This window comes from Moraxella atlantae NBRC 14588, assembly GCF_001591265.1.
Lineage (GTDB): Bacteria > Pseudomonadota > Gammaproteobacteria > Pseudomonadales > Moraxellaceae > Faucicola > Faucicola atlantae.
Genome location: NZ_BCUL01000003.1, coordinates 154697 through 170295, shown reverse-complemented (window position 1 = coordinate 170295; position 15599 = coordinate 154697). Strand labels below are relative to the sequence as shown.

The 15599-nt window shown below is 46.0% G+C and carries 14 protein-coding genes and 2 rRNA genes; all 16 read left to right on the top strand.

Translation table 11 applies throughout. The annotated features are described in order from the left end of the window. Positions 1-114: ribosomal RNA gene (locus MA2_RS03555) — 23S ribosomal RNA — on the top strand; the annotation flags it as partial. Between the two features lie 85 nt (positions 115-199). After that, a 5S ribosomal RNA gene (rrf, locus tag MA2_RS03550) occupies positions 200-313 on the top strand. Positions 314-466: 153 nt separating this feature from the next. Then, a complete protein-coding gene (locus MA2_RS03545) occupies positions 467-1588 on the top strand; it encodes a PhoH family protein (protein ID WP_067056607.1) in 1122 nt (373 codons plus the stop codon). After that, a complete protein-coding gene (ybeY, locus tag MA2_RS03540; protein ID WP_067056604.1) occupies positions 1585-2136 on the top strand; it encodes an rRNA maturation RNase YbeY in 552 nt (183 codons plus the stop codon). Before MA2_RS03545 ends, ybeY begins: the two co-directional genes overlap by 4 nt. Continuing rightward, positions 2136-3239 (top strand): asparaginase domain-containing protein, encoded by a 1104-nt coding sequence (locus tag MA2_RS03535; RefSeq protein WP_067056601.1) that lies wholly within the window; start codon positions 2136-2138, stop codon positions 3237-3239. The genes ybeY and MA2_RS03535 overlap by 1 nt, the downstream gene beginning before the upstream one ends. 37 nt (positions 3240-3276) lie before the next feature. Beyond that, positions 3277-4104 (top strand): tRNA pseudouridine(38-40) synthase TruA, encoded by an 828-nt coding sequence (gene truA, locus MA2_RS03530; protein WP_067056598.1) that lies wholly within the window; start codon positions 3277-3279, stop codon positions 4102-4104. An 86-nt stretch (positions 4105-4190) separates the two neighbouring features. Further along, positions 4191-4412 carry a translation initiation factor IF-1 gene (gene infA, locus MA2_RS03525; protein WP_067056595.1) on the top strand — a complete coding sequence of 74 codons (222 nt, stop codon included), beginning with the start codon at positions 4191-4193 and terminating at the stop codon, positions 4410-4412. 355 nt (positions 4413-4767) lie between these two features. Then, positions 4768-5265 (top strand): prepilin-type N-terminal cleavage/methylation domain-containing protein, encoded by a 498-nt coding sequence (locus tag MA2_RS03520; RefSeq protein ID WP_158080599.1) that lies wholly within the window; start codon positions 4768-4770, stop codon positions 5263-5265. Then, positions 5265-5801, top strand: a complete 537-nt coding sequence (pilV, locus tag MA2_RS03515; protein WP_067056589.1) for a type IV pilus modification protein PilV — start codon at positions 5265-5267, stop codon at positions 5799-5801. The genes MA2_RS03520 and pilV overlap by 1 nt, the downstream gene beginning before the upstream one ends. 35 nt (positions 5802-5836) lie before the next feature. Continuing rightward, entirely contained in the window at positions 5837-6820 is a 984-nt protein-coding gene (locus tag MA2_RS03510; RefSeq protein ID WP_079352128.1) for a PilW family protein, read from the top strand. Positions 6821-6844: 24 nt separating this feature from the next. Continuing rightward, positions 6845-7702, top strand: coding sequence for a PilX N-terminal domain-containing pilus assembly protein (locus MA2_RS03505; protein WP_143821807.1), 858 nt, complete (start codon positions 6845-6847; stop codon positions 7700-7702). A 99-nt stretch (positions 7703-7801) separates the two neighbouring features. Beyond that, on the top strand, positions 7802-12736 hold the full coding sequence (locus tag MA2_RS03500; protein WP_143821808.1) for a pilus assembly protein: 4935 nt from the start codon (positions 7802-7804) through the stop codon (positions 12734-12736). A 15-nt stretch (positions 12737-12751) separates the two neighbouring features. Continuing rightward, complete coding sequence (locus MA2_RS11510) at positions 12752-13381, top strand: prepilin-type N-terminal cleavage/methylation domain-containing protein (RefSeq protein WP_067056578.1); 630 nt, start codon at positions 12752-12754, stop codon at positions 13379-13381. A 48-nt stretch (positions 13382-13429) separates the two neighbouring features. After that, positions 13430-13822, top strand: coding sequence for a type IV pilin protein (locus MA2_RS03490; RefSeq protein WP_303621076.1), 393 nt, complete (start codon positions 13430-13432; stop codon positions 13820-13822). A gap of 400 nt (positions 13823-14222) precedes the next feature. After that, positions 14223-14705, top strand: coding sequence for a pilin (locus MA2_RS03480; protein ID WP_067056569.1), 483 nt, complete (start codon positions 14223-14225; stop codon positions 14703-14705). Positions 14706-14794: 89 nt separating this feature from the next. After that, complete coding sequence (tfpZ, locus tag MA2_RS03475) at positions 14795-15550, top strand: TfpX/TfpZ family type IV pilin accessory protein (RefSeq protein WP_067056565.1); 756 nt, start codon at positions 14795-14797, stop codon at positions 15548-15550. The last annotated feature ends 49 nt before the right edge of the window (positions 15551-15599 follow it).

The window sequence follows — 15599 nt, the reverse complement described above, 5'->3', positions numbered from 1 at the left end:
CAAGATGAGATTTCCCTAAAGAGCCGTTCTAGACCAGGACGTTGATAGGTTGGGTGTGGAAGTGCAGCGATGCATGAAGCTAACCAATACTAATTGCTCGTTTGACTTGACTATACAACGCCTAATGGGTTGTAGACGTTCACCAAAGTTTATCGATTCAGTTACTCATTTCTCTATATGCCGCAAGGCTCAATGCTTTGCTGACGATCATAGCTTGTTGGAACCACCTGATCCCTTCCCGAACTCAGAAGTGAAACGACAATGCGCCGATGGTAGTGTGATTCGATCATGTGAGAGTAGGTCATCGTCAGCGTTTTATCCCAAACCCCCACTCATTGAGTGGGGGTTTTTTATTGCTTGACCTATAATTTAGACTTGCATTTTTTGTCAAAAATTCCATAATAAGTTAGCTATTGACTTATTATGTCAATCAATAAATTTTATTCTCAGCAATAAGGATGACCACTTGAGCGATACTATTCAGCGCAGTGTTGATTTATCTAGCCTTACCACCCAACAATTAAAATCCCTTTTGGGCGAATACAATAACCATATTAAATATTTAGAACAGCGATTAGATGTACAGATTCATCAGCGCAAGACCGATTTTGTCATATCGGGTGATTTTGACCCTGTTGAGCGCGCCGAAAAAATTCTGCTACAGCTTGCCGATGAGGTGCAAACCAATACGGATATTACGCCCGAAGATTTGCATATGCTGATTCAGACCAGTTTTAGCCGTGAGATAGACTTGGCAGATGCCAAACACAATAATCTAGCCCAAACTGAAACTGACCATAAAACGTATGCACCGATTAGCCTGCACACACGTAAAGGCAAAATTACGCCGCGTGGAGCAAATCAGCAGCGTTATGTTAAACGCATTTTGACTTCAGATATTTCGTTTGGCGTAGGTCCTGCAGGGACAGGTAAAACGTATTTAGCAGTAGCCTGTGCGGTTGATATGCTTGAGCGCAATGAGATTGAGCGTATCTTGCTGGTACGTCCTGCTGTCGAAGCAGGAGAGAAACTGGGATTTTTGCCTGGCGATTTGACACAAAAAATTGATCCGTATTTGCGCCCGTTGTATGACGCGCTTTATGAAATGCTTGGCTTTGAAAAGGTCGGTAAATTGCTTGAGCGTCAAATTATTGAAGTTGCACCATTGGCATATATGCGTGGGCGCACCCTCAATAACTCATTTGTGATTTTGGATGAGGCGCAAAACACCACACCTGAACAGATGAAAATGTTTTTGACGCGTTTAGGTTTTGGCTCGCGCGCTGTCATTACGGGTGATATGTCGCAGGTGGATTTACCACGCGGCACCAAGTCAGGCTTGAGCCAAGCACTGGCTATTTTGTCACCTATTCAAGAAATTCATATCACCAAGTTTGATAGCAAAGATGTCGTGCGCCACCATTTGGTGCAAAAAATTGTTGAAGCCTATGATGCCTTTGATGAGCAGCAAGAGGCAATCAAAGAGGCAAAAAAACAAGCGCGTCTTGCCGAGCAAGCGCAAGCGATGGCAAACAGTGCTGATCCTACAGTGAGTGGCACCAACAGCACACAGGCAAGCGTAGAATGAAACCAATCTATCATGATGTGGTTATAAGCTTTGGTGATACGCTAGCTCAGCAAGCAGATTTTGCCGAGCTTACACAGTTTTATGACCAAGCGCAAGTCAGCCATTGGCTAGCGCACTTGCTGACTTATTTACAAGCTCAGCCAAACGCGTGGGTGCATGACGATTTGCTAGCGTTGGATTTGCCTTATGAGTTGTCGCTATATATCACCGAGCCTATTGAGGCGCGAGCATTAAATTTGGCATACCGCGGTAAAGACTATGCGACTAACATTTTGTCGTACCCTGCTGATCTGCCTGCTGAAGTGGCTGGTCAATTACCACAGGTGCCGCTGGGTGAGTTGGTGATTTGCCATGCGGTGGTTGCCAAGCAAGCGGCTGAGCAAGGTAAACCGTTAGCGGCGCATGTTACGCATTTGATGGTTCACGGTATGCTGCATTTGCTAGGCTTTGACCATGAGCTAGGACAAGCTGAGCAGGATGAAATGGAGCGTATCGAGATCGCTGTGTTGGCAGATCTGGGTGTTGCTAATCCGTATGAGTTGCCGTGATGCCAAGATCCGCTAAACAACTGACGCGTGAGCCGATCGGCATTGCGTATTTGGGTGGTACGTTTGGTAGTTATGGGCAGCCCTTGGCAAGCCTTGCGCCCGATACGTTTTTGCCGATTTTGCAAAATATTTTGGCAGCGCATTTTGCCAGTTATCCCAATCACACTGACGCACCTGTGCCATGGCAAATTTTACCCAATGCGGTGGTCAAAGACAGCAGCCAGCTTACACCAATGGATATTGCCGCCGTTTATAGCTTGCTGATCCATGCACGCATGGGTAATATACGGCGATTTGTGATCCTCACGGGTACTGATACGTTGGCGTATTTGGCGGCGTTATTAGCTGAGGCATTTGCAGAAAGCGATACTTGTGTGGTGGTGACAGGTGCTATGCAACCACTACTTGATACACAGGTTTTGACGGATTATGTAGTCAATCCTGATAGCGATGCGTGTCAAAATTTGTTTGACGCGTGTCAATTGGCTTGCCACGGTGAAGCAGGGGTGCGCGTATGCTTTGCCGGTGAGCATTGGCCCGCCCAAACGGTGCAAAAAATCCATAGCCATGATCTGATGGCGTTTGTTGGTCATCATCGTGCAGGCTATCCTGCCAACAGCTTTAGCAAAAAAATTAGCCCACGTCAGCGCGCGCTGTGGCTTGAGGACAAAATCGCGCAACTACCGATGGTTTGTCAGCGTATGGCGGTGGCAAAAATTGTCACTGTGTATGCCGTGCCGATGGCTGCAGATGCGTGGCAAGGATATTTTGCTGCCTTGATACAACAAGCACCTGACGGTTTGATTTTGCTCGGTTTTGGCGCAGGCAATTTTTTACAATCGCCAGAGATTGAAAACGCGCTCAAGCAATTAAAAGCCCAAGGTTGTTTGGTGGTGGCTTCCACACAATGCCCGTATGGTGGCGCAGACAGTACGTATGCGGCAGGCGCATGGTTGGCAGAATGTGGCGTACTATCCAGCGGACGGCTAACAGTGGCGGCGATTTATGCGCGGCTATTGTGGCTCACGGCGCAATATGACACACCAAGTCGCCGTCGCCAGCGCTGGCGGCATTGCATGAAAGACACGCACAGCGTGGCTTAGGCAGTCGGTATATGATGTTTTAAAAGGAACAAGCGGTTTGAATAACGCGGTAGAGCACACCGATACCCAAACATACGCCATCGGGATTGAGTTTAACGGGCAAGGCTATCGCGGCTGGCAGCGGCAGCAGGAAGTCGGCAGTGTACAAGAAGAAGTCGAACGTGCGCTATCGCAAATTGCCAATCAACCCATCGAGGTGGTGGCAGCAGGGCGTACCGATGCAGGCGTTCATGCGTCCAATATGGTGGCGCATTTTGTCACCACCGCGCGGCGTGACCCTTATAACTGGCTACGCGGTGCCAATACCCTGCTACCCGATGATATCGCGCTGCGTTGGTTGGTGCCCATGCCTGAGACGTTTCATGCACGCTTTGGTGCGATTGCGCGGCGTTACCGCTACGTTACGCTCAATCAACCGTATCGCCCTGCGCTGCTGCATGGGCAGGTGACCCACCAATACCAGCCGCTCGATTGGGCGGCGATGCAAACGGCCTGTCAAAGCTTGGTCGGGCAGCATGATTTTACCAGCTTTCGCGCGGCGGCGTGTCAGTCCAAACAACCTGTGCGCCAAGTCGCTTTTGCCAATCTTTATGCGCATGGCGATTTGTGGGTGCTTGATATTCAAGCCGATGGTTTTTTGCATCACATGGTGCGCAACATCATGGGCAGTCTGTATGCCATCGGGCGCGGTGAGCAGCCTGCCACGTGGCTAGCCGATTTATTGACCATCAAAGACCGTACTCAAGCTGCGCCCACCGCCCCTGCTGATGGCTTGTATTTTATCAATGCCTTATATCCGCCGCAATTTCAGACCCTATTACCCAAAGTGCGCCTATCACCTGTATGGCTTAATCTGCCCGAGTAAGCCAGCGCAAACACTTGCTAATTGATTAGAATTATTGTAAAATACGGTGTTTAAAATTTTAGCAAATCTTTAGCAGATTAGGTACTATGTCAAAAAAAGACGATGTCATCGAATTTGAAGGCGAGGTGGTGGATACTTTGCCAAACACATTATTTAAAGTGCGCCTAGAAAATGGGCATGAGATCATCGCGCATATCTCTGGCAAAATGCGTAAAAACTACATCCGTATTTTGACGGGCGATAAAGTCAAGGTTGAGATGACCCCGTATGATTTGTCGAAAGGACGCATCACGTATCGTGGGCGCTAAGCGATCGTAATTTGTAAAATTTATTCAAAACTTGGTGAATATATTTGAATGGATTTAAGTTTCTAAGCATTGATTAAACAAAATGAAAGTCAAATACTGATAGCTTAATTTAAATATTAAGCCTGCCATACAAACAAGCCTTGGGCTAACAACTTGTGCGTTAGTCTGAGGTTTTTTTTTGACAGTTGGGTGCGCTGCCAAGCATAGATGCTTAAACGTTATGTCTAATCATATAGCGGTGGTTAAAAATGCTTTGCCCAAAGATAAGGCACGGTTTTTGCAACATTATTTTAAACAATATGATGAAACGATTGGGCATGGTCTTAGTGGTTAGGTGATGGGGAACAACGCAATGATGCCAACAAATTCAGCAAAAGGTTTTACGCTGATTGAGCTGATGGTTGTCGTGATTATCATTGCTATCTTAGCAGCAATGGCAGCACCGAGTATGTCACGGCAAATTCAACAAATGCGTGTGATTGACGGGGCGAATGTGATTGAGTCTGCTTTTAAAGATGCACGGACACAGGCGCAAATTTACCAAAAATCAACTTTTGTTGAGCTAACAAACACAGCCGTGGATAAGCGGATGGATGTCAAGTTTGTTGATAGTACTGACAGCCGCTCACGCTTTGCGTTGAGTGACGGTTTAACAATCACACCGAGCACGGCAAGTCTGAGTAAAATAAGTTTTACACCACAAAAACATGCGTTTGAAAACAACACAGGTACGGGTACAGCACTAAATAACACCACAAAAATATCTGTATGCTCGGGCACGGGGGTGGATCGTTATTCGGTATTTGTAGACGGTAACAGTAATATTGTCACGCAAAAAGATGGAACCTGCTGATGAAGTCACAACAAGGCATTGGCTTGATTGAGGTACTGGTCGCGCTGCTGCTACTGGCAGTGGCGGTATTGGGTTTTTCTGCTATGCAAATCACAGCAATTAAAGCGACCGATGAGACGATTTTACGCAGCCAAGCATTAAGCCTGATGCGGGGCGGTGCAGAGATGATGCGTGCCAATCCTGATGGCATAACAAGTTTTCGTGATGCACTCAATGCTACTACAACCAGTATAACTGTGGACGATGACACTATCACCAAAGATAGCTGCGTCACTACTGGCACAACGCTAAAAAGCTGTACGGTCAATCAGCTGGCAGCGCGTGATGCGCTCGCGCTTAAGGCGCAGGCTGGTCAAAGTGGCGTAAAGGTACGCGCTGATATTTGCCCTGCTACCACAACTGGGCAGCCTTTGACCTGTCTGATTGCTGCGTGGGGCAATACTGAACCTAGGTTTGGTACAGCAGCAAATGACTGCATGAAGGAAACAGGAGACTACAATATTGGCGTATCTTGCTTTGTGATGGAGGCATACTAATGCTGAAAAAGCATACAAACGCTGCATCTAGTTATATGACTGCGCAAAAGTTTATTTTTGGGGCATCTAGACAGGCACAAGCAGGTTTTACACTCATTGAGCTGATGATTTCATTGGTATTGGGTTTGCTGATTACTGCAGCGGTGTTTCAGGTATATATCGCTATGGTGCGCACCAGTGCTATCCAGCGTAGTGGCTCTGAAATTAACGATGCCAGTATTTTTGGTATTCAGCAGGTGGAACAAAAGCTACGTTTGGCTAATTTGGGTAATACTGTGAACCAAATTAACCAAACCACAGGCTATGGTGGTATTGTTTTGTCAGGTGCGAATTTAAATTACTCAACTGATCAACCTGCACCCAATGATATTGCCCAAAAAATCACGGTAAGTGCTGATGGCAATACCACAGCAGGCACAAGCCCGCTGTGGTCAAAAATTAGCAACACAAACGTAGGTAGCGATCAATTGGTCATTCAATACCAAAACGTTACAGGCGAGAATATACTTGATTGTGAAAACAACACCGTGGCTCAAAATGCGCATGTGGTGGAGCGATATTTTTTGCGTGAACCCAGTACAAATACCAACGTATCACAGAATATGTTGGTATTGGCGTGTGATGCAGGACGAGTTGGTGTCAGTGGTATATTACCTGCAAACAATAGTGTGACACCTAAAATACCTGGTTTTGGCGGTGCAGGCGAAGAGTTAATTTTAAATGTGGATCAGTTTAAAGTTGAAATAGGTATTCAAAACGGTAATACCTTGACGTATATCACACCAGCGCAATATAACGCTTTGGATGAAACCTCACCTTTATACCGCGCCCCGATTGTTGCTGTTAAGCTAGGTTTATTGGTGCGTGGCGCAATGCCTGTGGTGGGGGATTTTAGTGCACCAAGCAGCTATATGATTTTTGGTCAAGCCAATACGCCCAAGAACGCCAATGATAAATATATTCGAAAAACCTATGAATCAACGACTTTTTTGCGTAATGCGCGTGTCGTAACACCTTAGGATAATCACCCAATGCTAAAAAAAATGCCTACGGTAAGTCATACATTTCACAATCTAGCTGGCGATAAAGCAGTCATAACAAGACGACCCTCGTTGGGTTATGATCGGCAGCGTGGTGCGGCGTTGATCGTGGTCTTGTTGGTATTGGTTTTGGTGATGCTGGTTGGCATTATTGCGGTACGTCGTAGTACATCAGATTTGCGTCTTGCTACCAGTGACCAGATTAATACGCTACTTTTGCAAGGCAGTGATGGTGCCAATGCTAAATTGGAAAACGTTGTAAACGGTCCTGTAACAGGCTCTAATTATCGTGACTCATTATCCGACAATGGTGTTTTTGGTCATTTTTTTAAACCTGAGGCGCGTGGTGATGAGTTGATCTATTGCTATAACCCACGTAATCAACAAGTGATGACCAATGGCACACGCATTGTGCGCAACGGTGGCAATTTGACAGGTTATACCACAGGATTTTGCGATCCATCTCAGGCTAGTAGCTATATCAGCGCGCGCAATACCGTGGCAACTCAAGTAAGCATAACGTTGGCGGCAACACCAATCACCCAAGAGGCGTATACCAATGTCGCCCAACAGCGCGATGTCAATATTGGCGGTGACAATGACGGTGGTGTGACCAATTATCTGTTTAATGTACGCTCAACGGCGGCTATTCCTGCGTACAATGATCCCAAAGCGTGTTTTAAGGAAGCAGGATTGACAGATAAGCCAAATTTGCTCAAGTGTTTGCGTGATAATCAAGTGCCCAGTAAACAGATTGATAGCCAAATGTATTTAGATTATGGTGAAAATACAACCACTTGTCTAAACTTTGGCACAGGGACAGGCCAGCTGCTAGATGGTGAATGTACGGCGACTCGATGAGGCGTTGAAGTTGATTGAGTTTTTTGTCAGATGTAAGTTTTTTGTGTGATAAGATTTATTTATGCGGTGTATGAGCCTTTTGGGCAGATGGAGTAAGTTATGATCCGAGTATCTCACGGTAATAAGTTGCGTATACAGACTTCTGTCAAGTTGCTGTCACTATTGGTGATGGCGATGATGACGACACCCATATCTCAAGCAGATACCGTACCGACAGGTGGGGAGCGTCGCAATGTTGGTGACTTAGAGATTTATCAAGCGGCAACAGGCGGACAGATCAACTTGATGATGATGCTAGATACTTCAGGGTCAATGGGTATTAGCTCGTTGGTGTTACCTAGCAACAATGCCTATGGCAGCCCAGGCGATGTTGCTTCGTCCTTATGCCAACCGAAGATAAGTTCGTCAGGTCTTATTGAATGGGCTTATAATGCTATAGATAAGCGACCTGTATCGGTTACTAAGAACAAAAATACTTTTTACAAATCGGTCACGGTGAATGGGACTACAGTGCCATATTATTTGCGTGGTTGCTCTAGCGATGGTAGTGCCTCACCATCTATTGGTAGCGATGGTCGCTTAATAGAAACACAGACAGGCAAATTTGACCGTATGTCTCGCCTTAAGGACTCTTTGATTCAACTTTTGGCTGGTAAGAAAATCGACGATAGTATCAAAATCGGCTTAGGTCATTTCTCCTCCAAGACCCCAGTTTTGATAGGTGAATCAAATAACCAATTAGTCGATGGGCATTCAGGTACTATACTTGTGCCCGCAGCACCCTTGACACCTGCCCATCGTCTAAAGCTAATCCAAGCCATTGCTGCCTTTAAATCAGTCGATACTTTTACTGATGAAGACGGTACCAGCAATCCTAACCTTGCATCAAACTCTACTAATTATCCTAATATCTACAAGCCTTCAAGTGGTACGCCTGCTGCCCATGCTTATGCAGAAGCAGGCGCTTATATGATGGGTACAAACACAGGTATCCGCTCTAGCAACCTACCTAATAAGATCAATTTGTTATATGATGGTGCCGCCATCATGCAAAAGTCAAATTCTACCAGCGTGCGTGACCAAGTATATTATGTCTGTGTCGCACTCGGTAGTGCTGATGATGCCAGACAGTTTGGTGCCACTATCAAGCAATGTGATAATGCGTGGAATAGTAAAGAAACCAATCCAATCAGTAAGACTGCCTACGGTACTTGGTATGACTCTGCTAACCAGAAAATGGGTAGCAACATTGCTATTTACAAACCTAATGGCACTGGCGGCTGGACACAAGTTACCCCCGACGAGCTAAAAAAAGAAGTCGGAGCAATGACCACAGCTTGGGAAACCCATAGCAAGCTACCCGTTGGCTGGCGATATGGCGGCTGGATGAAAGTCGCTAACAACCCTATGGATATTGAGCCTATCAATACCAAAGGATGGTCAAACTCAGGCGGGGCAACAGCATATATCTCTTACCGTTCTAATCCGTTTTCGATTGAATCGGAGCTTCAATCTTTTAACAAAACAGAACGGAAGCTTGTCTATAAGGATTGTCCATCTGGATTTTTTGTAGAACCTGGCTGGCCTTCTTTGTGTTATAAGCCCCGTGAATATAGTAACCAATGGGTAAGAGACGCAAAATATGACAGATACCAAAAACGTTATTATTGTGACAACAGTGTTTCTCCTAAAGTTGGTGATGATCCAATAAGGAATGTGTATCATTTTGCAGGTGAATACCCCAAAGATCCTGCGGACATAAGAACTGACCGTGCAAATACCAACTCAAATAATTGGGAACTTTCTAGGGCCTATTGTTATCAGAAAAAACACTATGTGGCGCGAGACGTTGAATATAGAACCATCACCAACACCACTCAAACCGTCACACCAGTGGATAACAACTACGGCGGTATCGCTTACTCGGCAGATGATACCAAGCGTGATAATAACTACATCCGTGGGGCGACTACCACCAACGATACCTCAGCGCAATGTAATTCAAACGGTATTTACTTCCTAACCGATGGCGCGCCAAACTCGACCAAAGACGAGATGGCAAAAACCATCATCAACAAATCATTAAATGATAATACCAAATACACCATCACGGCCAAACCAACAGACGGTCTAGTCTCCCCATCGCTGACCTCAGGCTTATTTGATGGTGAAACAGGCGGCTGGGAATGGATTGGCGAGTATGCCAAACGCCTATACAACAAAGATACCAACCCATCAGGGGTGAGTATCCGCACCGCAGTGGCGGGCTTTGGTGCATCATTTGCAGGTCTCAATAAAAATACAGACGGCACGTATGACTGTGATACCGCAGGGGCAACCCAAGATGCCCAAAACGCCTGTAAATGGGGCAAAAAAGGCGCAGGCTATGGCGAAGGCGGCTTCTTTTATGCACAGTCATCAGAAGATATTGCCAACAGTATCACCACATTTATTGCTAGCCTTAATAACACCATCCCTGCCGCACCATCGGGCACCTTGACCATTCCAAAAGACCCTTATCGTCCGCTAGGTGAATTGCCCGTTGCCTACTTGCCCTCTTTAGAATCGCAGTTGTCAGGTGGCGATAACTTACGCAACATTTGGCCGGGTAATATCAAAAAGTTTGACCTATTTGATGGTACGTTGTACGGCAAGAGTAACCAAAAGTTGTTTAAAGACGTCAGTGGTAATTTAGCCCCTACCACAAAAGACCTGTGGCAATCGCTGGACTACATCAATGACAACGGCGACACGCGTAACGATGCTGTACAAGCAGGCGGTATGTACGAGCAGCTCACCACACCCAGCAGCAATGTAAAAACCACACGCAGTGTATGGGTGGAGGATTTACAGGATGTCAATACAACCGCGACAACGTTGCGCCGTCTGAGCGTTGATGACAGCAAGCACCCCAGTGGCTTTGATACGCTCAAAGACACCACAACCTATAGCCGTGCTAACCAAATTAAGCTACTACAGTTTATGGGATATACCCAAGCCTACAAACCCAACGCGGCTACCCCGACAGATTTGGATCAGTTAATTAGCGATACAACGCCTATCAAAGACCTAACCATGGCACAGCCTACACAAGCCATCAAAGTTTTGGGGGCTAGCATCCACTCTAAGCCTGTCGCGGTTTCTTATGAAGCAACCCTAGAAAATGGGCGCGTCAAGAACATCAGCGATGACAGCGCGCGCAAAGACTACGTGCTGTTTGGTACCATGGACGGTGGGCTGCATATGGTGAAATCAGATAGCGGTAAAGAGCAATTTGTCGTCATTCCACGGATCATGATGCAAACCCAGTCTGACGCGATTGTGCCAAATTCTGTTTATACCACCACCGCTGAACGCCCTGCTGCTACCCCGTATTTTGGTATTGACGGTCAGTGGGCGGTGCGTGCCAAATACAACTACAATTATAAAGATAATAAAGTTGGTGTAAATTCTAGTGATGGTATGTATGCTTACGGTGGTATGCGCCTAGGTGGCAAAGGCTTATTGGGCTTTGACCTGTCATCAACCACTGCACCAAAACCTGCCTTTAGTGATGGGGGCGCACATGCTTTAATAGACTCCGATACGACAGGATTTGCGCGCATCGGCTATATTTGGAATCCACCAAGCTTGGCACGTATCAAAACCAGCGCGACAGATACACAAGGTACAGATGTTGTCATCTTTGGTGGTGGCTATGACATGTGCTATGAAAATGAATACTTCCAAATTGGTGTCACTGCCACAACACAAAACGATATTAGTGCCACCTGTGCAGGCAAGACACAGGCTGATGGCAATGCCGTGTATATCATCAATGCCAAAACAGGTGCGCTCTTATGGTCAGCCACCTACAATGCCAGCGCGTCAGGTAGCTTTGATGGCAAAAAATACATGAAACACAGTATCGTCGGCGGCATTACTGTGCTAGACCGCGATAACGACGGCTATGCCGATCAGCTATATTTTGCCGATCTGGGCGGTCAGGTATTCCGAGCAGACTTCGAAGACGGTATCGTGGCATCGGATAAAGGGCGCGTGGTACGTATCTTAAAAGATGACCAAGAGGGCACCTCCTACGCGCGTCGCTTCTATGAGCGCCCGAACGTCAGCTTTTATCGCAACACCGAGACAGGGCAGGGCAATAAACTGTTTGCGGTGGTCAATGTCATCTCAGGCGATCGCAGCTCACCGCTATCAAAAATGCGTGACACCGTAGAAAATGCCGATCGGGTATATGGTGTTTTTGATACCGATGTCACCATCGGCGATGCCCGTTTTTATGCTAGCGACTTTACGCCTGCTATCAAAGACTTGGTGGTCAAATTTAGCTCCACGGGCAGCAAACAAGCAAGCAGCAGCACAATGGCAAGCGATAGCAAATTGGTTAAACTTGGCGTGATTGGTACAGGTGATCTCAGCAAGGATAAACTAAAACAAACCTTGTATAGCTTTAGCGATGCCACGCCAAAACGCGGTTGGTTCTATCCTTTGACCAAATTTGATGGTTTTGAGAATGTCAAATACTCAAAAGGCGTGGGCAAAAGCGAGGTCATCGCAGGCAAGCTATACACCACAGTCTATAACCCTGATATGAACTACAGCGCGTCGGACGCATGTTCGGCTAAAATCAAAGGCGGCTCGGAGCGTCAGCTATACTGTATGCCTTGGGGGATTTGTGATGATACTACCTCGACCAATGGCACAGGCGGCTATGAACGTGCAGGGCAGGGGATTCAAGAGCTAGCGTTCGGCCCTCAAAGCGGTAGTGCCGATCAAGTGAACCGCCGCTTAATGATTGGTACGTTGGGTCTCAATGAACTAAAAGACACTGCCAAACGCACCAACTTTGGCGATGATACAAACAAAAACGTCTCATCGACAACCGATCCTATTGGGCTACAAGGGCAGCCGCAAACCACAAACATGGGTATTGATGGCGGCTTGACCAAAACGTTAGGCAGTGGCTCTGCCGAGCGTGTCCTTATTGAGCCGCGCTACCGCTTAACCCCACAACGCTGGTATGAAAAATAAGCCAACCTTTGAACGATGCCATACAGTCAAGTGAGCCCGATGATGTCAAACCCTGTCCATAAATCTGTTTTACGACCCACGGGCTTTACCTTGATTGAGCTTATGGTCGCGGTAGCGATTGTGGCAATTTTGGCGGCAATTGCCATTCCCAGTTATCAGCAATATGCCGTGCGCAATGCCCAAAATCAGACCCAAGCGCGGATGCGTGAGTTATCACTAGAGCTTGAACGCTGGCGTGCCAGTAACCTATCGTTTCGTAACTTTCGTCCCAACGTGTGCGGCACGGGCGATAATTGTTATGATGCTAACAATATTAGCATCTATGTGCCCATCGGTAGCAATGCTGGTAACTATCGGTATGTGATTCGGCTATATGATAACCAAAACGACAGCGCAACAAACGATGATGGCGAGACGACGACGACGCCCCGTTCATTGGTACCAACAAGCGATGACAGCTCACTGTCCAATATTGCCATTGGACGTGGTTGGAAGATGATAGCGCTGCCCAATTCAAACCTCAGCCGTGCGCCGCGGCTGTATCTTGATAGCCAACAGCGCACCTGTGTGGTCACCGATAACACCGTAACCGACGATAATTTGCAAAAAAATGGCGACTGTGGTGCAAACCCCGAGGTTTGGTAGTTGGTCAATTAAACCGATAATATCACTGGAATAAATAACGGATCTATGATGCAACAACGTGGATTTACCTTGATAGAATTGATGATCGTGGTTGCCGTCATCGGTGTCTTGGCAGCGATTGCCTACCCAAGTTATCAAAACCATGTCAAACGCACCAAGCGCACCGAGATGATGACAGAGATGCAAAATGAGGCAGGTCGGATTGAAGCGCGTAAACTGGCAGAAGGCACGTATGACAACATTGACAAAAGTAATGTCAGCTTTCCTGCCGACCATCCTAATTATACCTACAGTGTGGCACGTCAAACCAATGACTGGGTCATCACCGCCACACCGATAAGCAATGGCGTGATGCAGGGCGACGGGGTTTTAGAGCTGCGCTCTAATGGTATCAAATGCCGCGATACCACATGCGGACGTGGCGATGAGTGGCGTAATTAGTGGGCAAGACAAAGTGTGGTGCAATCCAAGTGACAAAATTTGTCAGTTTATGCCAAACAATGTCACAACTTGCCAAATTTTGGCAGCTGATGTGACAAATTTTGTCACCCTATGACAAATTTTGTTAGTAAAAAATGGCATACCACCGCCTAAATGGTAAATTTTTGTCACCCAACTGACAATTTTTGTCACCCAACTGACAAAAATTGTCACATTGACTGCCAAAAATCCACCATGCCCAAGTTGGCACGTGATATGCATGGTTATAGGTAGAGGTAAAACAATCGATCCATCAAATGTACAATTGACCAAGTACACAAAAAGCCGATGGGTGGATTGGCTTAAAGCTAAACGGGCAGATGCCCAACCGTATCACTGATTTTTTACAAAGGAGTTCATTATGAACGCTCAAAAAGGTTTTACATTGATTGAATTGATGATCGTTGTGGCGATTATCGGTATTTTGGCTGCGATCGCGTTGCCTGCGTATCAAGACTACATGAAACGTTCTAAAGTAACTGAAGGTCTGTCACTAGCGACTTCTGCTAAAACTTCTGTAACTGAGAATGCTTCGAACGCTGCACAATATAGCCTTGGTTGGACCGCACCAAGTGCAACTGCTAACGTTAAGACAGTTGCAATTAATGATGCAAATGGTGAAATTACTGTTACCTATGATAAGCCTGTACAAGATAACGGTACTTTGGTTCTAGCACCGTTCAGTGGTGCAACCCCTGCTGCGCTGCCTGACTCAACTCAAGCTTATACCCCACCTACCGATGCGATCCAATGGCAGTGTTTGGCTAGAGGTGCAACCGCAAAAGTTTCTGGCGCTACTGTTGGTACACTTGAGCCAAAACTAGCTCCATCTAACTGCCGTTAATCTATCTGCTGTCAATCGGATAGTGGTATAAAAACGATAAGACCCCATCTAGTGATGGGGTTTTTATTGCTTTCAAAAAAGTTGCAAATATGAATAAGCAGTTATTTCAGCAAAAAATCAAAGCATTTGGTTGGCATTTACTGTTTAGTGCTGTCAGTGCATTATTAAGCATATTATTGGTTTATGGGGTTTGGTATCCTTCGCCGTTAGCAAAAGCGGTGGGAGTAAATCATTTGTACCTTATGATGTTGGCAATTGATGCAATCCTAGGACCTGTGCTGACATTTATTGTGTACAAAAAGCCCAAGAAGACATTGAGATTTGACTTAGCTGTTATTTTGTCGGTTCAGTTGTTGGCTCTAGGCTATGGTTTGTATACTATGTATCAAGGAAAGCCTGCTTGGATTGCTTATGATGTTGATCGTTTTCAGTTAGTGAGAACGAACGATATTGACCAGCGTAAACTAGCTCAAGCAAAATCTGAATATAAACATGTACCCGTCGGGCGACCGAAGTATGTTGCTAGTGTTGTGCCTAAGACTAATATTGAACTTTCAAATGAGATATTATTTGACGAAATACAATATGGGATTGCTCCACCACAACGCCCAGAACTTTATCAACCTTTATCGAGGGCTTATGAGCAAATCGTAAAGCGAGCTAAGCCTCTGAACGAACTTAATAAATTTAACGATGAAAATGATGTAAAAAAAATATTAAGCCAATATCCTACGGCAGATAGCTTTGTTCCTCTTAAAGCCAACGCACAAGACATGACGGTATTGATTGATAAAAAATCGGGTGGCAAGGTGGTTAAAATCGTCGATTTGCGCCCATGGCAATAAAAACTTGCGCCAATCTGTCTAACCTTAAATAAAAATGCTAAACTACCCC